This window comes from uncultured Paraglaciecola sp. (genome assembly GCF_943787955.1).
Lineage (GTDB): Bacteria > Pseudomonadota > Gammaproteobacteria > Enterobacterales > Alteromonadaceae > Paraglaciecola.
In genome coordinates, this window is sequence record NZ_CALSOK010000013.1 from 271679 (window position 1) to 295404 (window position 23726).

19 protein-coding genes and 2 pseudogenes are annotated in these 23726 nt (G+C 39.8%); 8 read left to right on the top strand and 13 right to left on the bottom strand.

The genetic code is table 11. From position 1 onward, the window contains the following. Positions 1–70 precede the first annotated feature (70 nt). The gene (locus Q0Y52_RS13250) at positions 71–1282 is read right to left on the bottom strand and encodes an IS256 family transposase (protein WP_297816481.1); all 1212 of its coding nucleotides are present in this window, start codon (positions 1280–1282) and stop codon (positions 71–73) included. A gap of 213 nt (positions 1283–1495) precedes the next feature. Further along, positions 1496–2685, bottom strand: a protein-coding gene (locus Q0Y52_RS13255; protein WP_297817896.1) for an IS3 family transposase whose coding sequence is annotated in 2 segments (ribosomal slippage) — positions 1496–2427 and positions 2427–2685 — 1191 coding nt in all. Because the reading frame shifts where the segments join, the coding sequence is not laid out codon by codon here. A gap of 310 nt (positions 2686–2995) precedes the next feature. On the opposite strand from Q0Y52_RS13255, the gene Q0Y52_RS13260 reads away from it, so the two are divergent. After that, the gene (locus tag Q0Y52_RS13260) at positions 2996–5485 is read left to right on the top strand and encodes a prolyl oligopeptidase family serine peptidase (RefSeq protein ID WP_297822303.1); all 2490 of its coding nucleotides are present in this window, start codon (positions 2996–2998) and stop codon (positions 5483–5485) included. 422 nt (positions 5486–5907) lie between these two features. On the opposite strand, the gene rrtA is transcribed toward Q0Y52_RS13260, so the two are convergent. The 3 genes from rrtA to cysK all read right to left on the bottom strand — a co-directional run bounded on the left by rrtA (position 5908) and on the right by cysK (position 8682). Further along, positions 5908–6510: a rhombosortase gene (gene rrtA / locus Q0Y52_RS13265; RefSeq protein WP_297822305.1), complete on the bottom strand. Its 603-nt coding sequence runs from the start codon at positions 6508–6510 to the stop codon at positions 5908–5910. A gap of 600 nt (positions 6511–7110) precedes the next feature. Next, complete coding sequence (locus Q0Y52_RS13270) at positions 7111–7554, bottom strand: hypothetical protein (RefSeq protein ID WP_297822307.1); 444 nt, start codon at positions 7552–7554, stop codon at positions 7111–7113. A gap of 162 nt (positions 7555–7716) precedes the next feature. Then, the gene (cysK, locus tag Q0Y52_RS13275; protein WP_297822309.1) at positions 7717–8682 is read right to left on the bottom strand and encodes a cysteine synthase A; all 966 of its coding nucleotides are present in this window, start codon (positions 8680–8682) and stop codon (positions 7717–7719) included. Positions 8683–8943: 261 nt separating this feature from the next. Here cysK and Q0Y52_RS13280 point away from each other — a divergent pair, with 261 nt between their 5' ends. From Q0Y52_RS13280 to glnS, 7 genes and pseudogenes are all read left to right on the top strand, one after another. Further along, positions 8944–9780 (top strand): MoxR family ATPase, encoded by an 837-nt coding sequence (locus Q0Y52_RS13280; RefSeq protein ID WP_297822311.1) that lies wholly within the window; start codon positions 8944–8946, stop codon positions 9778–9780. Further along, complete coding sequence (locus tag Q0Y52_RS13285; RefSeq protein WP_297822313.1) at positions 9780–10964, top strand: VWA domain-containing protein; 1185 nt, start codon at positions 9780–9782, stop codon at positions 10962–10964. Before Q0Y52_RS13280 ends, Q0Y52_RS13285 begins: the two co-directional genes overlap by 1 nt. Positions 10965–11316: 352 nt before the next feature. Next, positions 11317–11757 carry a hypothetical protein gene (locus tag Q0Y52_RS13290; protein ID WP_297822314.1) on the top strand — a complete coding sequence of 147 codons (441 nt, stop codon included), beginning with the start codon at positions 11317–11319 and terminating at the stop codon, positions 11755–11757. Positions 11758–11806: 49 nt separating this feature from the next. After that, positions 11807–12163: pseudogene (locus Q0Y52_RS13295) on the top strand (RDD family protein); the annotation flags it as partial. A 635-nt stretch (positions 12164–12798) separates the two neighbouring features. After that, positions 12799–13473: a rhomboid family intramembrane serine protease gene (locus Q0Y52_RS13300; RefSeq protein WP_297822315.1), complete on the top strand. Its 675-nt coding sequence runs from the start codon at positions 12799–12801 to the stop codon at positions 13471–13473. An 8-nt stretch (positions 13474–13481) separates the two neighbouring features. Further along, positions 13482–13961, top strand: a complete 480-nt coding sequence (locus tag Q0Y52_RS13305) for a thioesterase family protein (protein ID WP_297822319.1) — start codon at positions 13482–13484, stop codon at positions 13959–13961. A gap of 124 nt (positions 13962–14085) precedes the next feature. Further along, positions 14086–15753 carry a glutamine--tRNA ligase gene (glnS, locus tag Q0Y52_RS13310; RefSeq protein WP_297822321.1) on the top strand — a complete coding sequence of 556 codons (1668 nt, stop codon included), beginning with the start codon at positions 14086–14088 and terminating at the stop codon, positions 15751–15753. Between the two features lie 99 nt (positions 15754–15852). On the opposite strand, the gene Q0Y52_RS13315 is transcribed toward glnS, so the two are convergent. The 8 genes and pseudogenes from Q0Y52_RS13315 to Q0Y52_RS13350 form a co-directional block, all read right to left on the bottom strand. Beyond that, positions 15853–16596, bottom strand: a complete 744-nt coding sequence (locus tag Q0Y52_RS13315; protein WP_297822424.1) for a YciK family oxidoreductase — start codon at positions 16594–16596, stop codon at positions 15853–15855. A gap of 849 nt (positions 16597–17445) precedes the next feature. Further along, positions 17446–18176 (bottom strand): annotated as a pseudogene (locus Q0Y52_RS13320) (transposase). 165 nt (positions 18177–18341) lie between these two features. Further along, positions 18342–18500: a hypothetical protein gene (locus Q0Y52_RS13325; protein ID WP_297822323.1), complete on the bottom strand. Its 159-nt coding sequence runs from the start codon at positions 18498–18500 to the stop codon at positions 18342–18344. Beyond that, positions 18470–19723: an MATE family efflux transporter gene (locus tag Q0Y52_RS13330; protein ID WP_297822325.1), complete on the bottom strand. Its 1254-nt coding sequence runs from the start codon at positions 19721–19723 to the stop codon at positions 18470–18472. The genes Q0Y52_RS13325 and Q0Y52_RS13330 overlap by 31 nt, the downstream gene beginning before the upstream one ends. 112 nt (positions 19724–19835) lie before the next feature. Then, positions 19836–20954 carry a DUF1972 domain-containing protein gene (locus tag Q0Y52_RS13335; RefSeq protein ID WP_297822327.1) on the bottom strand — a complete coding sequence of 373 codons (1119 nt, stop codon included), beginning with the start codon at positions 20952–20954 and terminating at the stop codon, positions 19836–19838. Continuing rightward, a complete protein-coding gene (locus tag Q0Y52_RS13340) occupies positions 20951–22036 on the bottom strand; it encodes a glycosyltransferase family 4 protein (RefSeq protein WP_297822329.1) in 1086 nt (361 codons plus the stop codon). The genes Q0Y52_RS13335 and Q0Y52_RS13340 overlap by 4 nt, the downstream gene beginning before the upstream one ends. Positions 22037–22040: 4 nt before the next feature. Further along, positions 22041–23216: an O-antigen ligase family protein gene (locus Q0Y52_RS13345; protein ID WP_297822331.1), complete on the bottom strand. Its 1176-nt coding sequence runs from the start codon at positions 23214–23216 to the stop codon at positions 22041–22043. Next, complete coding sequence (locus Q0Y52_RS13350; RefSeq protein WP_297822333.1) at positions 23213–23713, bottom strand: hypothetical protein; 501 nt, start codon at positions 23711–23713, stop codon at positions 23213–23215. The genes Q0Y52_RS13345 and Q0Y52_RS13350 overlap by 4 nt, the downstream gene beginning before the upstream one ends. Positions 23714–23726: the final 13 nt, after the last annotated feature.

Here is a 23726-nt window from a genome sequence, read left to right on the forward strand (position 1 = left end):
TATAATCGATAGTAAAGCAAAGATATTATTTGCTAGCGATGAGCCTGTAACAGATTCTGTGTAACTGCCATTATTTAAGATGTTTCTCGAGGCGGTCCCCGAACTCGATAATAAAGCGAACCATCGCCTGTCGCCAGTTATGAATTGGCATAGACCATTTTTTTGATGCTTCGGTAATAGCTAAGTACACCATTTTCTTAGCTGAATCGTCGCTTGGAAATATCTTTCGTTTCTTAAGTGCCTTACGGATAACGCTGTTGAGAGACTCAATCGCGTTGGTCGTATATATCGCTTTTCGGATGTCCGCAGGATAATTAAAGATAGTATTTAAGTTCTGCCAGTGTGCTCGCCATGACTTACTAATTTGCGGATATTGCTCGTCCCAGGTGTCGCTAAAACGCTCGAGTTCAAGCAAGGCTTCTTCCTCTGTACTTGAACGATACACACTCTTTAAATCAGTAGTAACAGCCTTGTAGTCTTTCCAAGAAACGTATTTAAGTGAGTTACGCACCATGTGCACGATACAAAGCTGAACATGGGTTTGTGGAAACACTGCGTTAATCGCATCAGGGAAGCCTTTGAGGCCATCTACACAGGCAATTAGGATATCTTCTACACCACGATGTTGCAGCTCAGTCAGCACACTCAACCAGAACTTAGCGCCTTCGTTCTCGGCTACCCACATGCCCATTAGCTCTTTGTGGCCTTCGGTATTAATACCAAGCGCAAGGAAGATGGATTTATTGATAACACGTTTATCTTGGCGAATTTTCACCACAAGACAATCGAGATAAATAATCGGATAAATGGGGTCGAGCGGTCGTGATTGCCATTCAACGACTTTGTCGATGACGGCGTTAGTCACTCTCGATATAAGCGTGGGTGAGATGTCTGCCCCGTACCATTCATCAAAGGCTTGAACGATTTCCCTTGTACTCATGCCTTGAGCATACAGCCAAAGAATTTTCTCATCCATGGACGTAAATCGAGACTGATTTTTTTTGACCAACTTAGGCTCAAAAGAGCCATCACGATCACGTGGTGTGTCGAGGTCGAACTCACCATCTTCCGTTTTTATACGCTTAGAAGTCATGCCATTACGACTATTTTTGACTACTGATTTAGCATGTTTCTCGTAGCCTAAATGCTCATCCATCTCAGCGTTTAATGCAGCTTCAACGGTTATTTTCTTCAGCATTCGACTGAAATCATTCAGGTCTTCTGGGGTTTTAATGCCTTTGGCCGCTTCTTTAGCGAAAGCTTCAAGTTCTTTTCTGTTCATTTGCATCTGCCTATCCTTAACTCTCAATAGAGTAATTTATGATAAGCAGTTACACAAAATTTGTTACAGCCTCCTTGCGATATATTTGGTATGTCTGACGCTTTTTTTAGCCTTTTCAAAAGATGTTTATATTACCGTTCACGCCATTAAAATCCTCACCTTACACATAACCTCAAACTCGCTCCCAGAATGAACAATAAGCTTATGAAGTGGTCAAGTCATTTTGGCCACGGGTTTGTAGTATTTTCGATACCGATATTCCGATTCATTTGGTGTCAATCCACCATTATATGAATGCGGCCTAAACTCACTGTAATAGCCAATAATATAATCATTGATACCGTGCTTAGCTTCACTAAAACTACAATAGCCAGTTGTTGGTATCCATTCTGTTTTTAAGCTTCTAAAAAAGCGTTCCATTGGACTATTATCCCAGCAGTTTCCTCGTCGGCTCATACTTTGCGTTAATCGATATCGCCATACTAGCTGCCTAAATTGGCGACTTGTGTAGTGACTTCCTTGATCGCTATGGTACATCACCTCTTTAGGTCTTCCACGACTTTCAAATGCCATGGTCAACGCCTGACAGGTTAAATTACTATCAGGCGAATGACTCATCGCCCAACCAACGGGTTTTCTTGCAAATAAATCCATGACGACCGCTAAGTAAGCCCATCGGTTGCCTGTCCAAATATACGTCACATCGCCGCACCACAATTGATTAGGCTCAATGACGGCAAATTGCCTATCCAATATGTTCGGGATAGCCACATGCTCTTTAGTCGCCTTCTTGTAGGCATGTTGCGGTAGTTGGCAACTGACTAAATTCAACTTCTTCATGATATTACTGGCACGATAACGAGATAAAGGGAAACCATTGTCGGTTGCCATAATCGCTATCGTTCTTGCGCCCGCTGAGCCGTTGCTTTGCCGATGCACTTCTTTCACCTGGCCGTACAATTTAGCGACCTCTGGTGATAAGCGTCTATCTCGCCCAAGCCAATATTTGTAGGTGCTGCGGTGGACTCCAAATACCTCACATAGCACTTTTATCGAATAACGGCGTTCATCACTCTGACTCAGTTTCTCTACTAGAGAGAGTTGTTCATGGAGTCCGACATCAACAGAGCGGTAGCCTTTTTTAATATTTCCTTCTCAAGCTCAGCTCGCGCAAGCTTCTTCTTTAAATCCTTTATTTCTAGCTGGTCAGGCGTCATTGGGGTTTGCTCAACTCTCACGCCTTTACGTTCTTGTTGAAGTTGTTTTACCCACTTTCCTATCGTTGAAAAACCAACCCCCATTGCCTTAGCGGCTTCGTCGTGAGTGTAACTTTGATCAACAACCAGTTGTGCTGTTTCCAATCTAAATTCAGGACTAAAAGTCCGTCTTGTTCTTTTGCTCATCTTTGGCACCTAATCTTGCTATGCAAATAGCATAACATCTCTAGTTAGGTGGCCAAATTAACTATGCCACTTCATTATCAGTATGGATTTATGAATAAGCATTCAATCCGACAGCTTATAGCCATTATTGCCAGATGTTAAAGGTACTTCTTACAAAATATAAGTGATACAGCTTTTTTGTTGGTGTAAATGATACGAAACGTAAGGCATTAAAATATATACAAGTTTTTACTTATTGTTTTGCTAAGTGACCTCAAAGTGCGTTTTAATGGTGAAGGCGTCTATTTCAATATTGTCTAAGGCTTACTGTATGTTTAAATTGAATAAAAAAGACTTGTTATTAGCTAGTGTTACTTGTTTCCTATTGGCCTGTTCGTCAACCCAATCTAATGTGCCTATTGTTATTAACGATGACGCGGCACAACCAGAGTTAATCAAAGCAGTTCAGTCGAACCCAACTAACATTCAGTCTAAACTGTTAACCCTAGAACAAATTATGGCTGATCCTGATTGGATGGGACGCCAACTTACTTCTGCGTATTGGGCTGATGATAGTAACGCTGTGTTTTATAAACAAAAGCAGCTAGGTTCGCCCTTATCTGACTTATGGACTAAATCGATAAATGATCAAAGCAATGGCAATAAAATAGAGTTAGGTGAACTGCACTTACATGCCTACGAAAAACGTATTGTTAGTCAAAATAAAAAAATGGCCGCATGGGTATTTGAAGGTAATGTTTTTGTTAAAAACCTTGCAAATAATAAATTAAAGCAGCTAACCAAAGACAACAAACAGCCATACAACTTAATGTTTCTAAATGATGGGCGTTTAAGTTTTCAAAGTGGTGATGCAATTTATGCTATTCACCCAGAAAAAGGTCTTTATGAGCAACTCGTCTCATGGAAATTTGCCGATGAACCTAAGGCATTAGATGAGCCTGAAGATTACATTGCCGAGCAACAACAACAGCTAATTGAAGTGGTGGCTTTAAAACGTCAGCAAAAAACTTTACGTTTTAAAAGAGAACAACAGCTTAATCAGCAAAATAATACCCTTGCCCCTGCTGATTTTTATTTTCCAGAAAATAATGAAACCGTAGAAGTAAGTTTATCGCCTAACGGAAAGTGGTTAGTGCTGGTTGAACAAGAACAGTCTAGTTGGCGTGATGATGGTGATGTTATGCCTAATTATATTAATGAAGGCGGAAGAATAACCACCGACAATGTGCGCCGAAGGGTTGCTGATGCTCAACCAGTAAAACACAATATTTGGATACTCAATTTAGATAATAGATCGAAGCGTAAACTCAGTTATAACAGTTTGCCTGGATATAACGAAGACGTATTGGAAGCGGTGAAACGTGAGAATGCTGAAGCTAAGGGTGAAAAATATACTGCCAATCGCCTGCCTAGAGACATTAGCCTTATGCAAGATTGGTATTGGTCGCAAGGCGCTATTCAATGGCATGTCGATGGTGAAAATGTTGCGGTTATGCTGGAAGCGTGGGACAACAAAGACAGATGGCTTGCTACCATTGATACTGCTAAGGCAATTTTAATCAATCAACACAGGTTACATGATAATGCTTGGGTTAATTATAAGTTCAACAGCTTTGGCTGGTTAAATACAAGTGCTGATCTGTACTATTTGTCTGAGGAGTCAGGCTATGCACATCTTTATATTAAACCGCTAAATAGTCAAGCTAGAGTCGTGACATCTGGAAAATTTGAGGTGGACTCTTTAACGTTAACCTCAGACGATCAATTTATGTATTTTAAGGGCAATAAAAAACATCCGGGTATTTACGAGATATACCGTGTGACTTTAGCTGACAATACGCTACAAGAAATAACCAACCTTAATGGCATGACAGATTATAAATTAAGCCCAGATGAACAGTCGTTACTACTGACTCATTCGAGCTTAGTACGTCCACCAGAGCTATATCTACAATCTGTTGATAACCAATCAGTTTCGCAGCTAACTCAAACAACCAGTCAGGCATTTCTGGACATAAACTGGCTTGCCCCCGATATAGTGCCAATTCAATCTTCACATACAGAAAAACCCATATATTCGCGGATATATACCCCCAGGAATATGCAAGCTGGTCAAAAGTATAAAGCTATAGTATTTAATCATGGCGCAGGATATTTACAAAATTCTCATCTTGGGTGGTCGGGCTATTTCAGAGAATTTATGTTTCACAACTTGTTGGTTCAACAAGGTTATGTGGTACTTGATATGGATTATCGGGCATCAGCTGGGTATGGGAGAGATTGGCGCACGGCTATATATAGGCAAATGGGTACGCCAGAAATCCAAGACCTTGAAGATGGTGTTAAATGGTTAGTTGCAAACCTTGATGTGGATGCAAAAAGGGTCGGAACTTATGGTGGATCTTACGGAGGCTTTATGACTTTCATGGCACTGTTTAATTATCCTGATTTATTTCAAGCGGGTGCCGCTTTGAGACCTGTAAGCGACTGGGCGCACTACAATCACGGTTATACATCAAACATACTAAATACACCTGATATCGATCCAATTGCTTACGAAAGGAGTTCTCCTATCTATTTTGCTGAAGGTCTGGAAAAACCATTACTAATTAATGCACCTATGATAGACAGTAACGTATTCTTTGTAGATGTGGTGAGGCTAGTTCAGCGTTTGATTGAATTAGAAAAACAAGATTTTGAAACGGCAGTTTATCCAGTTGAATCACACGGTTTTGTGCAACCCAGTTCATGGTTGGACGAGTATCGTAGGATCTATAAATTGTTTGAAGTTAATTTATAAATATGTTGTTAATTGTCATGAACGGCACTCTGATTTTGCACACTCTTTTTAATGATGACAGTGAACATAATTATTGATAGTGGTGAGGCTTTCAGGTTCAGAGTTGCGCCTGAGATTGCTAAGGAACAGTATGATAAATAAGCCTTGTCAAATCATACAATCATTATGAAAGTAGTCTGTTAACCTAATAGTGATACAAGTTGTAATGCTCAGAAATATGGAGTGCTTTCAGTTATTACTTTGAGATCATTGGATATGATGTTTAGCGTGGTGAGAGCTTTTAACTTGAATATTTTCACTGTTTACTCTTATCTATTAACGTTTCAAATACTTCTAGATATAGCGCCATGATGAATATCTAAATAGTCTCAATATGTGTTGTATTTATTGTGTTTTATTAATAGGAAAGTTAACCACTTATTTTATGGCTTTTGCTGCGCTAGTTGAGCGTTATTTACTAGCAAATAATACATGATTATAATGCAGCCAGAGATTGTTCCAAACAAGTGAGCATCAACCGCGACATTAGCCTCTATAAGTTTGGCAACATCTGCGCTGGCTCCAAATACTTGTTCGTATATAACCTTAACCCACACAATTATAAACATTATCCATCCGGTCTTTAATTTTTGTCGAATATCAAAATAAGCGCCAATGACAAACAAACCATGAAGTACACCAGACAAACCAACGTACCACTGCATTTGCTGTGCAAAGTAATATATGCCTAAAGATGTCCCCAAACACAACACTAAAAATTGAATCAAGTAGCGATGCATTTTATAGTAATGACCGTGCAATGCCCATAACAAGGTTAATCCTGTTAGGTTTAATAACAGATGTGAGGTGTTAGTATGCAGTAAATGCCCTGTTATTAAACGCCACCACTGAAAATGATTAAGCTGATTTCTGTCATAAGCGAAAAAATTACTGCTCATTGGCTCGGTAAGGGCCAAAACAATACTAACGATTACTATTAACAAGGGAATTAGGCTGTATTTTAAATTTACAGGTAAATAGGACATATTATTTTGTTAAATTGTCAATGAAGCTATGTTACCTAATTTTATTTGGATAAGTTAGCTTCCGTTCATGTTATTGATTTATTTTTAGAATATAGTAAATCAGTTAAAATTATAGAGACAGGCTTAGGTCTAAATTCATCGGTACAGTCGTTGGGGAAACCCTGATTATGGCTTAGAAATAGGTCCGATAACATGGCCTCATTTTTATGAGGGTAAAATTCATGTTCAGCCAAATACTAACTTTTTTATTTTGTTTAAGGTTTAGTCTAAAGGTAACCGCTCATTGATATTAGCCCAATTGTGAATACGTGGCGCTTGATTGACTTGTAATTCAGCTGAGTTTTCCTTGTATTAATCTTCAAAGCCACAACAATTAAGACACCTATTAAATTTAGGCTACATTCTACAAGCAATTTGCCAAAAGTGACCAAGTAAAACCCATGCAGTGATAAAAACGAGACTTTAATTGTAGAATTAAAAACAATAATGGAAAATGAGCTTTAAGGTAAAAAACGGCGATGATGCTACTAGATTAGTTGACGATGAAATGATTAACGGGTTGGGGGCAAAAATAAATTAAAAAGCTATAGAAAACTATGCCTAATTCAAACTGACCTCATCTACTGTCCAGATATTATCTGTTTTTACCAGTTTGACAGTACGGATATCTTTCAATATGTCGCCATTTAACTCTCCCTCAAAAAATAAGGATATTTGTGCTTTTTTAGCGAATTCCTTTCTGCCTGCACTGCGTGTTTTAGAACTTATAGATACCTTATCGAAACGCATATTTAGCAAGTGATTCTGGACACCTTTGTTGGTGTGATAGGAACGTATTAAGCGTTTCATTTTAGGTGAGCTTAGCTTTATAGCACCTTCAAGCCCTTTGTCACGGTAAATATGCTCAAAAAATTCAATCGCAGCATATTCAGGATTGGCACTATTTAACATACCAAATTTACCACCACCTTGTTTCGAGGGGGACTCGTCACATCCACTGAAATGCACAGTAAATATTAAGATAAAAATGATTTTTTTTAACATAATAATTTCCATCTTGATAGTTGAAGAATTACAAATAACAGTAACAAACTTACTCTAATGTTTTTATCTTACCGAATTTTAATATCCAAATTACTAGGGAGACACTAACCTCCCTATCAAATTCATGTCAACATTAACTACTTAACTGACAAGTTCATACTATTACTGGACATTTTCTGACTCAGAAAACTCACCTGCAAATAAAGGACTACTTAAATAACGCTCTGATGCGCTGGCCAAAATAACCACTATGATTTTGTTTGCATTTTCAGGTTTCTCTGCCCAACGTTTGGCTGCAACTACTGCCGCACCTGAAGATATGCCTGCTAAAATACCTTCTTCTTTCATTAACCGATGCGTCATGGCCATACAATCTTCATTACTCACTTGTTCAACCGCATCCAGCATATCTAAGTCTAAGTTGCCAGGTATGAAACCTGCACCTATGCCTTGAATTTTGTGTGGTCCTGGAGTGAGAGCTTCACCTGCTTTGGCTTGTGTGATAACCGGCGAGTCCGTGGGTTCAACGGCCACAGTGGTAATGGCTTTGTTTTGAGTGTTTTTGATATACCGGCTTACTCCAGTAATAGTGCCTCCTGTGCCTACACCCGCTACAAAGATATCAATTTTTCCATCTGTATCATTCCAAATTTCAGGGCCAGTGGTTTTTTCATGTATTTCGGGATTTGCTGGGTTTTCAAACTGGTGCATAGGGATATATTTTAATGGATCAGAAGCAACAATTTCATTGGCAGCAGCAATAGCACCTTTCATACCCTTAGGCGCTTCTGTCAAAACCAAATTTGCTCCCATGGCTTTAAGTAACTTACGACGCTCTAAACTCATTGAACTAGGCATGGTTAATGTGATTTTATAACCTCTAGATGCCGCAACAAACGCAAGGGCTATACCAGTATTGCCACTAGTTGCCTCAACAATTTCATTGCCTGGTTTAAGTAATCCTTTTTTTTCAGCATCCCAAATCATATTTGCACCAATGCGGCATTTAACACTGAAACTTGGGTTTCTTGATTCAATCTTTGCGTAAACATTACCGCCTGTAACACGATTAAGTTTGACCAAAGGTGTTTTACCAATGGCGAGTGAATGGTCGTCGTATACTTGCATTGTTATTTCCTTACTTAATATTATATTTTTACGAATAATCTTTGATTGTTACACTGGAGATTGAATATTGATATAGCCTGTTTTTTTTTATATATAAAAAACAACAATAGGCCATATAAATATTATTGATACATATAGAGTGTAAAACTGTTTTATCATAAAGATATTCGTAACTCGAGATAAGAGGGTGAGGTCTGATTTTAAGAGCTTTTTCGCTATATCTTATGGTTAATCAATTGTTAATAAAGTTTGAGGTTTTACATGGCGTTTATTGGTACAGAAAAATATATTGCTAGTCGTGAGTTGCAACTTGCTGTCAACGCGGCTATCACGTTACAAAAACCGTTGTTGATCAAAGGTGAACCAGGCACGGGTAAAACTATGTTGGCAGAAGAGCTAGCAAAAAGTTTAGATGCCAATTTGATACAGTGGCATATTAAATCTACGACTAAGGCCCAACAAGGGTTGTATGAATATGACGCTGTATCGCGTTTACGTGACTCGCAATTAGGTGATGAAAAAGTACATGACATCGGTAACTATATTGTCAAAGGTAAATTATGGCAGGCATTTGATGCAGAAAAGCGCACCATATTATTGATTGATGAAATAGACAAAGCAGATATCGAGTTTCCAAACGATTTGTTATTAGAGCTGGATAAAATGGAGTTTTTTGTTTATGAGACTCAACAATTAATTAAAGCTAAACAACGTCCTATTGTGATCATCACATCGAACAATGAAAAAGAATTACCCGATGCTTTTTTACGCCGTTGTTTCTTTCACTATATCCAGTTCCCTGATGCTCAAGAAATGCGTCAAATAGTAGATGTGCATTTTCCAGAGATAAAAAAAATATTACTAAATCAAGCTTTGGAATCATTTTTTGATCTACGTGATGTACCTGGCCTTCGTAAAAAGCCATCTACTTCAGAATTATTAGATTGGTTGAAATTATTGGTGGCTGAAGACATACCGGCTGAGGCATTACAAAATAAAGACGGTAAGCAAAGTATTCCTCCGCTTTATGGCGCGTTGTTAAAAAATGAGCAAGATATCCATCTATTCGAAAAACTGGTCTTTATGGCGCGTCGTTAATGTTAATTGATTTCCTTTTTAAACTCAGAGATTACGGCTTATCAGTGAGTCTAAGAGAGCTTTTGGATTTGCTGAACGCGTTAGAAAAAGGTGTCATATTTGCCAATATTGATGACTTTTATTTTTTATCAAAAATGATCATGGTTAAAGATGAAAGTCAATTTGATAAATTTGATCGTGCATTCGCTGACTATTTTGAAGGCGTGCAAAGTATTGATTTGTTTGGTAAGGATATACCGGAAGAGTGGTTAAAAAATGCATTGGAAAGGCATTTCAGCGAGGAAGAAAAAGCACAAATTAAAGCACTGGGTGGTCTTGAAGAGTTGATGAAAACTCTTAAAGAACGTCTAGCTGAGCAAGAAAAACGTCATCAAGGAGGCAATAAATGGATTGGTACAGGCGGTACATCACCTTTTGGTGCTAATGGATACAATCCAGAAGGTGTGCGTATTGGTCAGGAAGGCAATAGAAATTTTTCCGCAGCAAAAGTGTGGGATAAACGAGAATTTAAGAATCTAGCGGGTGATGTTGAGTTAGGCACACGGAACATTAAGGTTGCGCTGCGTAAACTGCGTAAGTTTGCCCGTACAGGCGCAACTGAAGAGTTAGATATACCGACTACTATTGGTGCAACGGCTAAAAATGCTGGGTTTTTAGACATTCATATGGTTAAAGAGCGTCACAACGCAGTGAAAGTGTTGATGTTTTTTGATGTGGGTGGCTCGATGGATGCCCATATTAAAGAATGTGAAGAATTGTTTTCAGCTGTGCATACAGAATTTAAACATCTTGAATATTTTTATTTTCATAATTGCGTCTACGAAGGTGTCTGGAAAGACAATAAAAGGCGTGAGTCAGAAGTCATACCTATTGCTAATGTTATTCACAAATATGGCGCTGATTATAAACTGATATTTGTGGGTGATGCCACTATGGGTCCCTATGAAATAACATATCCAGGTGGTAGCGTAGAGCATTGGAATGAAGAAGCTGGTTCTGTTTGGATGCAACGTTTACTTCATCATTTTGAAAATGCAATATGGCTTAATCCGCAGTTAAATCAGTATTGGAATTATTATGCCTCAGTGAGCATAATGAAAGGATTGATGACTGACAGAATGTATCCCCTAACGTTAGATGGGATAGGAGAGGGGATAAAAAGCCTAACTAAAAGAAGTGTATGAAAGAACCGGTTATGGAAAAACACATCACCTTAGAAGCGAGTTAATCAGATAATAATATAGAGTCTGAATCGACAGATAATACCCAAAGTATTGCGGATTTAACTCGCAAAGAAACCCGACAAATTGTCACGCCATATGCTTTTTTTGTAGCTGACGATTTGCTGGGTATACCGCTTGCAGGACCGTTTCGCCGGGGATTTGGTTCACTCATAGATTTGTTTTTTATTACTTTGTTAACACAAGTCAACAGCTTAGTTTTAGCTGCAGTCGCTGCTTGGACCTTTTTTAGAGCCGGTAATAGATTAAAGACTAAAAAACGTTTTAACGGGGTTCGAATTTTTTTAGGCTACTAGTGGCGTTATTATTATTTGTTGTGGCTTTGGGCATTGTTGATGAGATTAATGACGACAACTCTCCTGATCGAGATTCATCTGATGCTTCAGTAAACACGGTCAATACAGTGGAAGGAATAACGTTAGTGGCTTTAACGGCAAAGTTTTTGCTTAAAACCAAAGCCATAAAACAACAGGTTGCACAAGGTGAGTGCGAGCCAACCTATGATTGTTTTCAATCTTTAGGAGAAGAACTTGTACAAGATGTCGTTGCTATTGGTTTAAATAGAGATGCCATAGAGGGGGGGTTGGAAGGGTATCTAGGCTCAGTATCTAAAAACCTTACTAACGAGCAACAAACGGAGTTGAGTGCCCATCTACAACAATTTGTCGATACAAAGAAAACTGCTAATGATAATAAAATCGCTGAGCAAGCATCTATTAAAAAGATCCCCTACTAAGCTAGTCGAAAGCAGTTTAGAAAAGGACAAGCCTTATACTCAGTATAAAAGTTTAATTAATTGGTTAAAAAAATTAGTCGAAGAATTTGGTCTTGGGCTTGGATGGGCAGCGTTTTATTTCAGTATATTCACTGCATGGTGGAAAGGTCAAACACCGGGGAAAAAAATGATGGGTATGAAGGTAATTAAACTAGACAACACACCTTTAAACCTGTGGGAAAGCTTTGGCCGTTACGGTGGATATGCTGCTGGTTTTGCAACGGGACTTACAGGGTTCATGCAGGTTTTTTGGGATCCTAATCGTCAAGCGATTCAAGATAAAATTTCAGAAACACTAGTGATTGATTTACGCAAGCCCAAAGTCCCTTTTATTAAACAAACAGCGTCATTACCCCATGGCAAATAGAATAATCCATTTACTAAGCCATCGGAACTGGCCAAAATTCGATGCTGGACGTGACGTTCAGGGAAGATGAACGTCAGATATATGCCGAGGATGGGGCGAAAAACATGGCCCATTCAGATGTGCGCTACTTAATTTAATCAAAGCCCACCCGCTTAAAGGCAGCGGTGCTGGCAAAATAATGCGAACGGGTTGGGATAGCAAGTTTAGAGCGGGAATACTGTTTGGTAAAAAACCAACTAAAGTATAATCCGACCCTGCCAGGCAGAAGCTTTAGCAACTTTATATTCATACGAATTTAGTGTTTACCTCTATCATATCTCGGTAAACCGACATCATGACATGACTATTAAGAAGTTTAGATAAATGCAACACACAACAATATTAGTAATTCAGCAATCTAAGTATAGATCTTCAGGCTATTTGGATAGTGACATCTATGGATGTTCAATGTTAATCAAAGCCCGGTATTTAAGATAAGACTTAATGAAAGGTTTGCTTGTGAGTTTTATTTGTCTATCTAGGTAACGTGATGCACTTTAAAATGTTCGGTTTGTGTTAAGTTTATTATTAGTAGTTTACAAGTTCATTTTGCTTCTGCCTCTTTAAAATTAATGACTCTGCCCAATATCAAGTTCATGACACATAATAAACGCTTGTCTAAAAGTATCCTCTATTCAATATTAGCAATTACCTTTCTGTGGTGCTTAAAGTCTGCTGAAATTTTGTTCGGATTGAATTTATCTTTTATGGGATTGGTGCCCTTAGATACACAAGGTATGTTAGGTATTATAACAGCGCCTTTAGTACATGGTTCTTTGGAACATATTTTTAATAATACTTTTACGATCCTTATTTTAGCTAGTTTTTTGTATTATGGTTATCCTAATTCTTGGTGGAAGGTGTTAATTTTTGTGTGGATTTTGTCCGGTCTGGGTGTGTGGTTTTTTGCCCGACAGGTTAACCACATAGGCGCTAGTGGTGTGACACATGGTTTATTTTTCTTTTTGTTTGTGGCCAGTATATTCCGCCGCGATAAAAGTTCAGTCGCTATAATGATGATTGCTTTTTTACTTTACGGTGGTATGACAATGACGATTTTTCCTAGAGAAGAAGGTATTTCTTTCGAGTATCATTTTTTCGGTGCCTTAGCGGGTGTTGTTGCCGCTTTAATATGGCGTGACAGTGATCCTAAACCTGCGGTAAAACGCTATGAATGGGAAGAAAGTAGCTCGCAAGATGACATAGACATAGGCGATGAATGGCAAGTTGATGACCCTTCAGAAGCAGAAGAAAAACACCGATTTCATTAAGGAAAATAATGCATAACACCGCGCAGCCAAACATATCAACGGTCAAAAATCAGTTCACTTTATTATTAAGAGTTCGATATGGTGAATGTGACGCTCAACAAGTTGTATTTAATGCACGATATGCTGATTATATTGACATTGCTTTAACAGAATACTTCAGAGTAGCAGTAGGTGGTTTTCAAGCTTTGTTGGATAAAGGCTTAGACAACCAAGTGGTGAGTTTGCATATTGATTGGCATTCGCCAGCAAAGTTCGATGATGTTTTGGCCATTGAAGTGTCATTACAAAAGCTTGGCAATACTTCTTATGCTTTTGAGATAATGATCAGCGACTTTGCATCAAAAAAAATCATAGCTAAAAGCACCACTACTTATGTAATGGTCGACACCCAAACCTATCAAAAAACACCCATACCCGATTGGTTAAGAGAAAAATTACAATCACCTGCAGCATTACCTTTGGTTAACCATGCTGGCGTGACTATTTAATACGCGATGGACACAGAGAAGTCAGGGAAATACCTAACACGCCTATAAAAAGTGTTATGTTCATATTTGATACTGGTATAATAAATACCATATATTTCGTTAATTTTACCAAGAGGGTGCATTAATGGCCGAGGCTGACAGTCGTCCGACCAATTTTATTCGTCAAATCATAGATAAAGATATTAACGAAGGTTTACATACTAATATCCAGACTCGTTTTCCGCCTGAGCCAAATGGTTACCTGCATATTGGCCATGCGAAGTCTATATGTCTTAATTTTGGTATTGCCCATGATTATCGAGGACAATGTAACCTTAGGTTTGACGACACTAACCCTGAAAAAGAGGATATAGACTACGTTAATGCTATTCAAAAAGACGTATCTTGGTTAGGTTTTAAATGGGATGGTGATGTGCGTTATTCATCTAATTATTTTGACCAACTCTATGACTTTGCAATTGAATTAATAAATAAAGGTTTGGCTTATGTGGATTTTTCAAGCCAAGAACAGATGCGTGAGTTGCGTGGCACTCTAAAAGAGCTAGGTAAAAATAGTCCTTATCGTGATAACTCTGTAAGCGAAAACTTAACCTTATTTGAAAAGATGCGCAGAGGTGGGTTTAAGGAAGGGGAGTGTCTACTTAGAGCCAAAATTGATATGAGTTCTTCTTTTATGTGCATGCGCGACCCTGCCTTGTACAGAGTTCGGTTTGCCCACCATCACCAAACAGGTGACAATTGGTGTATTTATCCTATGTACGATTTTACCCATTGTATTTCTGATGCGATTGAGGGTATTACCCACTCTTTATGTACATTGGAATTTCAAGACAACAGACGTTTATATGATTGGGTGCTAAGCAATATCAGCATTGAAACTACACCTCATCAATATGAATTTTCAAGACTTAATCTTGAATATACAGTGCTAAGCAAGCGTAAATTAATTCAACTAGTCGACGAAAATCTGGTTAATGGTTGGGACGATCCACGTATGCCAACATTGGCAGGCTTGCGTCGACGTGGTTACACCTCGGCATCTGTGAGAGAGTTTTGTAAACGTATCGGTGTGACTAAAATCGATAACATGGTTGAAATGTCTATGCTTGAAGCTTGTCTAAGAGATGAGTTAAATGCTGATGCGCCCAGAGCGATGGCGGTGCTTGAGCCACTAAGACTGGTAATTGAAAATTATGAAGGTGATGATGTCGAAAACCTAATTGCACCAAACCACCCAGCAAATGAAACTATGGGCCATAGAAGTGTGCCTTTCAGCAAAATAATCTTTATCGAAGCTGATGATTTTAGAGAAGAAGCCAACAAAAAATTTAAGCGCTTAGTGCTTGGCAAAGAAGTGCGTTTAAGAAATGCCTATGTCATTAAGGCTGAACGAGTTGAAAAAGATGAGCAGGGTAATATCACCACTGTTTACTGTAGCTACGATAAAGATACCTTAGGTATAGATCCTGCTGATGGGCGAAAGGTGAAAGGGGTTATACACTGGGTGTCGGCAACAAAGGGTATTCCAGCTGAAATACGTTTGTATGACAGATTATTTAAAGTACCCAATCCTGCAGCAGAAGAAGATTTATTAGCTTGTATCAATGAAGAGTCCTTAGTTGTTAAACAGGGAATCATTGAACCTAGCCTTGTTAATGCAGAACTTAATGAACCAGTTCAATTTGAAAGAACAGGTTATTTTTGCAAAGACCAAGATAGCCGAGTTGATAAGTTAGTCTTCAATCGTGCGGTAGGACTCAGAGATACTTGGGCGAAAATGGATCAATGTTAAGGGAAACTAAAGGACTATACAAACCGGACATTAACTGTCCGGTTTTTTGTTTAAGTCAGCTACGTTTTAAAATGCTGCAGGATGAAAACACATATCAGCCTACTTGGGTTGCGCATCAAGCGTCTGACCATTCTCTGTACTTTTTTCATTGTCCATTAGGTATAAATACAGCGACATAATTTCTTCTGGCATTTTTAAATGATCTGCATTTTCTGCAGGGAAAGCTTTTGCTCGCATAGCCGTTTTAGTAGCGCCAGGATTGATGCAATTAAATCGAATGCTACTGTTATCATACTCATCAGCTAATATTTGCATCATGCCTTGGGTGGCAAATTTAGAAATAGAATAAGGTCCCCAGTATGCCCTTCCTTTTAAACCCACACTTGAGGTTGTAAATATCACTGAAGAATCAGCAGCCTTTTTCAGAGCAGGCAGTAACGCTTGGGTCATTAAAAACTGACTGGTGACATTCACCTGAAATACATTTTGCCAGTCTTGTTCACTAATTTGTGAAAAGGGTCCTAAATGTCCTAAGACACTGGCATTATGTAATAAGCCATCTAAACAACCAAATTGATCACTAATAGTGCTTGCCATACCCTGGTAGTGTTTTGCTGTTGCTCCTTTTAAGTCCAACGGCACAATGGCTGGTTCATTTCCCCCATTATCTATTATTTCATCATAAACACTTTCTAACTTTATTACCGTTTTACCCAGCAAAATGACAGTTGCGCCATGGCTTGCATAGTGCAGAGCCGCTTGTTTTCCAATACCGTCGCCGGCCCCTGTGACTAAGATTGTTTTTTTATCGAGATAAAGTTTTTGGGGGGTGTAGTTGTGCATAGTAAACATCTAATTAAATCAATAACTAAATGATATCACTGAAGTACTGGCATGAGAAAGTCATAAGCTTACGGTATTTCATTATTTTAAAGGGATGTTTATATGAGTTTTACAAACAGACTGAAAAGGCAATAGTATGTCACTTAGTTAACTGTTAACACTACCTTAACAAATATAACATTTGTTAATCACAATGGTTTTCTAATTTATATATATTACAATGGCTTATGGTATAAAAATAAAACCAAATAGAAGCAGTATTATGAAAAAATACTATAATGTATAGGGGTAATCATACTATTTGGATTATCAGCTTGCGGAGGTGACCTACCTGGCGACGTCACAGTCACAGATGATGCCCAGTGCAGTGGTATCTGTTCCTATATAAACCAATGACTTACAAACCCATCGGCACCGAAGCAAGCCACTACACAAGTAGGTTTTACCTCATAGAGCCTGTAACAGATTCTGTGTAACTGTCATTATTTAAGATGTTTTCGAGGTGGTCCCCTAACTCGATAATAAAGCGAACCATCGCCTGTCGCCAGTTATGAATTGGCATAGCTCACTCTTTTGATGCTTCGGTAATAGCTAAGTACACCTTTTTCTTAGCTGAATTGTCACTAGTAAATATCTTTTGTTTTTAAGTGCATTATGGATAACACTATTGAGAGACCCTATGGCGTTGGTCGTATAAATCGCTTTGCGGATGTCCGCAGGGTAATTAAATATGTTGTTTGATTTCTGCCAATGGGCTTGCTGGGATTTACTGCTTTGGAGGTATTACTCGTCCCAAGTGTTTCTGAAGCGCTCTAGTTCAAGCAAGGCTTCTTCCTCTATACTTGAACGTTACATACTCTTTATACCAGTAGTACCAGCCTTACAGTCTTTCCAATAAAGATATTTAAGTGAGTTACGCACCATGTGCACGATACAAATCTGAATATTGGTTTGTCGAAGAACTGCATTAATCGCGTCAAGAAACCCTTTGAGGCCATCTACACCGGCTATAAGTATATCTTCCAGACCACGATGTAGCAGGTCGGACAGCAAACTAAACCAAAACTTAGCTCCTTCTGGCCTTCGGTATTAATACAAAGTGCTAAAAAGATGGATTTGTTGATAACCCGCTTGTCTTGGCGAATTTTCACAATAAAACAATCTAGATAAATAATGGGTTAAATGGGATAAATGGTGTCAAGCGGTCGTGATTGCCATTCAACGACTTTGTCGATGACGGCGCTAGTCACTCTCGATATAAGCGTGGGTGAGATGTCTGCTCCGTAACATTCATCAAAGGCTTGAACATTTCCGTTGTACTCATGCCCGGAGCATACAACCAAAGAATTTTCAAATCCGTGGAGGTAAATAGAGACTTATTTTTTGACCAGTTTGGGCTCAAAAGATCCACCAAGATCACTTAGTGAGTCGAGATCGAACTCACCATCTTCTGTTTTTATACGCTTAGAAGTCATGCCATTACGACTATTTTTGACTACTGACTTAGCATGTTTCTCGTAGCCTGAATGCTCATCCATCTCAGTGTTTAATGCAGCTTCAACGGTTATTTTCTTTAGCATTCGACTGAAATTATTCAGGTCTTCTGAGGTTTAATGCCTTTGGCCGCTTCTTTAGCGAAAGCTACAAGTTCTTTTCTGTTCATTTGTATCTACCTATATTTAACCCTCAATAGAATAATTTATGATAAGAAGTTACAGAATATTTGTTACAGCCTCGATATTGTATCATTTGGCTTTCTTACTGGCTTTAGCAATCGAACCTTTTAATATTCCTGCGGGTAAGCCAAACTCTTTGCACACACCTTTTACTTCTTTGGGTGCACTAACACTTCGTTCTTCTAAACAAAAAAACACTAACCCAAAGGGAAAAACCCCAATCGGCACCTCACAATCCATAGCGCGCCTAAATTATGTAAAGTTAGGCCCAAAGCGATCGCGTACGCTGTACCCAATACACCCCACATAGCGGTAAGCCAGAGCGCACATACAATTGTTACTGGGCCAGAGAGCATCGTCACGTTACGCATATCTCGCTCATGCCCCGTCATATTTAAGAGAAAACTTACCGATCCCGTCGCCATGTTAATCAGCTGGCCCGCGGCAATAATCACCAGCAGCTCAGCACCACTCTCAAAACCCGCACCAAAAAAACTCATAATGAAGCCCGAACATAGCACCATGGCAATCACTATAGGCAGCGAAAGTACCAGCATCGCTCGAGTGGATTTTTTTGCTAAACGCTTTATCGCCGGTAAATCTCCCTCGTTCCATAAACGCGAATAACTTGGCGCAATCACCGTATTCACAACCACTAAAACAAAAGCGATCAAACTTGCTGTACGTTGTGCCGCAACTAGATAAGCCAGCTCTTGAGACTGCACATACGCCCCTGCAATTAAAATACCTCCGTAAGCAGCTGCGACACTCATAGCGTTCGCCGACCACATTTTGCTACTGGATTCCCAGATTTCAGGATTTTTAATTACAGGGAAAATAAATTGCACCTGGGGTTGTCGAAACCATAACCAAAGCCCAAAACCCAACACCAAGACTGTAGAGAAAAAGTAGATGGCGGCCGCCGTTTCAACCGTCGCTGAATGAGGATTAAGGATAAAAAGTAAGGCAAAAAGAGTTAAGAAAATAAAGCTTACCCCAAGGTTCTGAAACACGACTACTGCGACGACACGATGTACGCCCTGAAAAGCTGACGCTAACAACATAAATAGTGATGTCGCCGGAAGTGCCAACATACAGTATTTCAAAACCACGGCGAATTCTGGCTTCTTGAAAACCGCCACCGAGATGGCGTCTGCGAAGAGAACCGTAATTATAGAAAAGGGCACTGTGGCTAGAACAATCCAAATCAGCCCCGTATTTAATTTAGATTGGCAAGCAACCGAGACATACTCTGCACCCATAGTGCGCAGAACCAGATCATCCAAGCCCAATCGAAAGACGATCGAAAGGCCCGTTAGCAGAGTCAGGCCCAGAAAAAACAAGCCTGCCTCATAAGCACCCAGCACTCTAGAGAGTGAAACTGTCAGCGTAATACCAACTATCGCAGCAACGCCCTTTGCCAACCCAGTAATAGCGATTTTAACTAACATCGGGGACATTAGGTTTGTTTTTTTTGGGGAAAGAAAAGCCGACCGGACTGAAGACCTTTTGGTCTCGTCATCTCGACTCACAACCGTATGCCTTTTTTATATAACAAAGGAATCACTTAGCCTCGCTTTTCTGCTGCATCGACAAAATCGCCTCATAGGATCTGAGCACATCATTCCAATCGAAGCCTTTTTGAAATTGTAATACCGCTTTGGACTTCTTTTCCTCCACATAATCATCCTCAATATATTGTTCGCTGAAGAAATTGCTTAAACGGTCAACCTCCCTAAAGTAGAGTGCACTCTCATTAGCGACCCACCGATTAAAAGGGTTATCGTGAGCTATTATTGCACACCCTGCACCTAAGGCCTCAACCAACGAAGGATTCGTACCGCCGACTTGATGACCATGTATATAAAAACGCGAATAAAACCTTAATGCCGCAATGGTATCCGCATCATAAATAGCGCCAGGAAAAATGACACTGTCGTTAGCCGTTTCAAAGATTTCTCGGTGGTAGTGATTGGAGTCTGGGAAAAAACTGCCTAGAACAAGCAACTTTCCCTTCCTAGGACACATACAAAAAGCTTTGACGATTTCAATAATTGAGTTCTCTGGCTCGGGCCTAGCAATAACTATTGAATAATTGTTCTTTTCAACGCCATATTGATCAATGAGAGACTCATCAGCGTCGCTTACCCTTATTGCGCCGTAGGGGATCATGGTAATCTTATCTCGTGAGACACGCGTGGCCAGATGTGCTTCTATTAGTGGATGATCGGCGATTAAGTGATTGGCGAACCAACAGCCTAAACGCTCATTCAGCCAAAACCAAGCTTTAAGAATACGTCCCCATTTCTGACGTTTCCACTCGATACCATCCATATTCATCACATTTCTAATGCGATATATGCGCTGTACTATATTGACACATGCCGTGTTGTAACCTAGCGTCAAATGTAAGGACTTATATTTTCTCGCATGCCATACAGATCTCAGGTCAAACAAAATGGTACCAAGCGGGCTCTCATTTTTGATGGGAATATGAACGCGTTTTATCCCCCGCCAAGTAGACTCGTGTAGCTTACCTTGACCCCCTTCCTGACAATAGACGATCAAATCCCAACCTTGATCAACTAGAAATAAACAAAGGCGTTCAGCAAATGTCTCGAACCCCCCGTGCCTAGCAGGTACACCCCGAATACCCAAAATAACGAGCTGCCTCCTACTCATAACGCTCTCAACTTAGCAGACATAAGGCTTGTCACTCTTTGATCAAAAACAGACAACTTAAAGTCATCTGCACGTTTCGCAGCGTTTAGTGAAAGTCTTTCCCACTCGCTGCGATCATGTGCGACCTCCTGAATTTTTTCAGCGATTTCTGCTACTCGGGATGAATCCATTAAATATCCATCCATACCCTCTCTAACCACTTCAGTTGGCCCGCCGACCTCAGGCGCAATTACCGGTACTCCGAATGAAAAGGCCTCCAGCAGTGTCAGCCCAAATGTCTCAACCCATTCATCGGGCTTTGAGAGATTCAACACAAGACTTGCATCGGCATAAAACGAGCTCATATCGGTTTGCCTAGGCAACAAGCGGACATTTCCGAGCACTTCTACATCTTGAAAAAATTCGTTGATCTCATCGGCCTCTGCATTAAGCACCAGCGTAAATTGAATACATTGATCTTCGCGAAGAGCCGACGCAACATTAAGAAATTCAAAAATCCCCTTATATGTTTTTAATGAACATGCCATGAGTACACCAAATGCGCTTTGCTTATCACGCTTTGGCTTTAAGCTTTTTGCGATAGCATTGTAGATAACACGCTCGTCATCAACCCCAAAACCTTCAACCTTGCGAAGATAATCTGAAACAAAAACCACCTTAGATGCGCAAAGACTGACGACTGACCGTAAAAGCTTCTTAAACAAAAGCGGCTTTATCGAGGTCTCATGTATATGACATACCACAACCTTACCCATCAACTTCGCAGCTAACATAGCTCCCGTAGGTCTCATCGTGTTGATATAGAAAACGGCATCAACCCTGAGATACCTCAAACAATCAAAAAACAGGTGCAGTTGAGACAGAATGTCGAAAAACAGTGTTATGTAACGGTTTTCTGATCGCCTATAAAAAACAGTGCGCTCTGTATCGGCAATTCCTCTCAGAGGCCCGTCTCCCCAACTACTGGTTAGCATCTCGGTGCGAATGCCCTTGCCAGACAACGCAGTGGCAACTTGCGCAAGTACTTTAGGACTCCCACTACAGTCATTAAAAAGATGAACGAACACGATCGCTTGTGACAAATCTTTACCTCTTCCTTTCCCAAAAAATATTAATAGAACAACCCAGAAAGATCATGAAAGGTATTGCTTGAACTTTATTGTACAGCCCAGAAATAGCGAAGCTGGTGAAAAAAATAATGCCGGCAATAACGAGCACAGACCTAGCTTCCATATCTCGTGCTCTGATTGCTATGTAAAAAAGGTGTAGTAAAAAAAACAGATACAACAAAACTCCAATAATGCCGGTCTTTAAAAGTAGGTATGAATAGGCGCTGTGCAAAATAAAAATTTCGCTATGGACATCGCCACCAAGCTTTATCGTCACATCCAAAGGGAGCGAATAGCCAGCGCCAAATCCAAACAGCTGAGTCAAAAAAGGTGCGTTTTCTAAAACTTCACGCGTAAGAAAGTTTTCGTAACCACGCCAATTATTATTGATGTCATATATATTCCAATTGTCGAACTGAATAAATTCTGACGTCGGATTCATAAACTTATTCAGCAAGGGATTGTTGGTTTCATAGCCACCCACAACCAAAAAACTGAGTATTAGAACGATTAACACCAGAAAAAGAATTAACGCCGGCTTTCTATAGAATTCAAAATAGACAAAGAGAGAGAAAATTAAAATCAGCCAGCCCGTTCTGGAGAAAGAGAGAGCCACGCTGATAATCAATAAGAAAACAGCAAAAAGTAATGCCTCTAACCGCAAGTGAAATAATCTACCTGTGCCCCCCCACAACAGCAAAGCCACTGTAAAAGGAACGATATGATTGCCTTTAACTCCCAGGTCTCTGATGTCCCGCCCGCCAAGAGACAACACCTCTGGATTAATGGCGAAATACGCTAAATGCATAAGCGCAAGAAAAATTCCAGCGATGCAAAAAATGTAGTAGAAATCTTGGCGACTCAAGGCTAAATAGAAAAAGCATCCGACATAAAATGCCAGCAAGGGGTTTAACAAATACCAAAAGTCCTTAAAAACTTCATAGTAAGTAAAACTAGACCATAGACCGTGGGTGGAAATCAAAAACACTAATAATAAGGGTAGTATGAAAGCGAACAGTTTCTTAGAAGGGATTCGCCACACAGTAATGGCAGCTAGGGGAGCCATAGCAAGGGTATAAAGTCCTGAAGACAATATAAACGGGGTAACCAAGTAACCAAAAAACAGTGGCTTATAAAAAGAAAATAAAGTCATAGCACATCAGTTTGAGGGTTTACCGCGCCAATCACTCTTGCTGGTACGCCAGCAATCATTACCCCGCTTGTGAATTCGCCGCTAACCATCGCACCAGCCGCAACTATGCTGCCGCTGCCGACCTTAGCGCCATCCAAAAAGGTTGCCTTTGCACCTACCCAAATGTTGCTTCCGAGCTCTATACCTCGCGATGTAACACCCTGATCACGAATCAACATATTTGGATGGCTAAAATTATGATTTTGCGAGTGAAAACTAACGTACTGCCCCATTATTACATCGCTACCTATTTTAACCCCGCCAGTACAGCCGAAATATGAGTTCTCTCCAATGCCAGTATTATCTCCAATCTCTAAGCCAACGCCGTATTTACTCATATGGCTCGTGACACTGATGATCGTCCCTGCGCCGATATTCACGGAATTACCCAGTCGGACACCGTTTTCGCCATAACAATCAACTGAAGCGTAATTGCCAATCGTGCACCCGGCCCCCATATGCAATTGCGAT

Excerpts from the sequence above, each read along its gene's own strand:
- Q0Y52_RS13250 (WP_297816481.1), bottom strand. The coding sequence starts at position 1,282 with ATGAACAGAAAAGAACTTGAAGCTTTCGCTAAAGAAGCGGCCAAAGGC.
- Q0Y52_RS13260 (WP_297822303.1), top strand. The coding sequence starts at position 2,996 with ATGTTTAAATTGAATAAAAAAGACTTGTTATTAGCTAGTGTTACTTGT.
- rrtA (WP_297822305.1), bottom strand. The coding sequence starts at position 6,510 with ATGTCCTATTTACCTGTAAATTTAAAATACAGCCTAATTCCCTTGTTA.
- Q0Y52_RS13270 (WP_297822307.1), bottom strand. The coding sequence starts at position 7,554 with ATGTTAAAAAAAATCATTTTTATCTTAATATTTACTGTGCATTTCAGT.
- cysK (WP_297822309.1), bottom strand. The coding sequence starts at position 8,682 with ATGCAAGTATACGACGACCATTCACTCGCCATTGGTAAAACACCTTTG.
- Q0Y52_RS13280 (WP_297822311.1), top strand. The coding sequence starts at position 8,944 with ATGGCGTTTATTGGTACAGAAAAATATATTGCTAGTCGTGAGTTGCAA.
- Q0Y52_RS13285 (WP_297822313.1), top strand. The coding sequence starts at position 9,780 with ATGTTAATTGATTTCCTTTTTAAACTCAGAGATTACGGCTTATCAGTG.
- Q0Y52_RS13300 (WP_297822315.1), top strand. The coding sequence starts at position 12,799 with ATGACACATAATAAACGCTTGTCTAAAAGTATCCTCTATTCAATATTA.
- Q0Y52_RS13305 (WP_297822319.1), top strand. The coding sequence starts at position 13,482 with ATGCATAACACCGCGCAGCCAAACATATCAACGGTCAAAAATCAGTTC.
- glnS (WP_297822321.1), top strand. The coding sequence starts at position 14,086 with ATGGCCGAGGCTGACAGTCGTCCGACCAATTTTATTCGTCAAATCATA.
- Q0Y52_RS13315 (WP_297822424.1), bottom strand. The coding sequence starts at position 16,596 with ATGCACAACTACACCCCCCAAAAACTTTATCTCGATAAAAAAACAATC.
- Q0Y52_RS13330 (WP_297822325.1), bottom strand. The coding sequence starts at position 19,723 with ATGTTAGTTAAAATCGCTATTACTGGGTTGGCAAAGGGCGTTGCTGCG.
- Q0Y52_RS13335 (WP_297822327.1), bottom strand. The coding sequence starts at position 20,954 with ATGAGTAGGAGGCAGCTCGTTATTTTGGGTATTCGGGGTGTACCTGCT.
- Q0Y52_RS13345 (WP_297822331.1), bottom strand. The coding sequence starts at position 23,216 with ATGACTTTATTTTCTTTTTATAAGCCACTGTTTTTTGGTTACTTGGTT.
- Q0Y52_RS13350 (WP_297822333.1), bottom strand. The coding sequence starts at position 23,713 with ATGGGGGCCGGGTGCACGATTGGCAATTACGCTTCAGTTGATTGTTAT.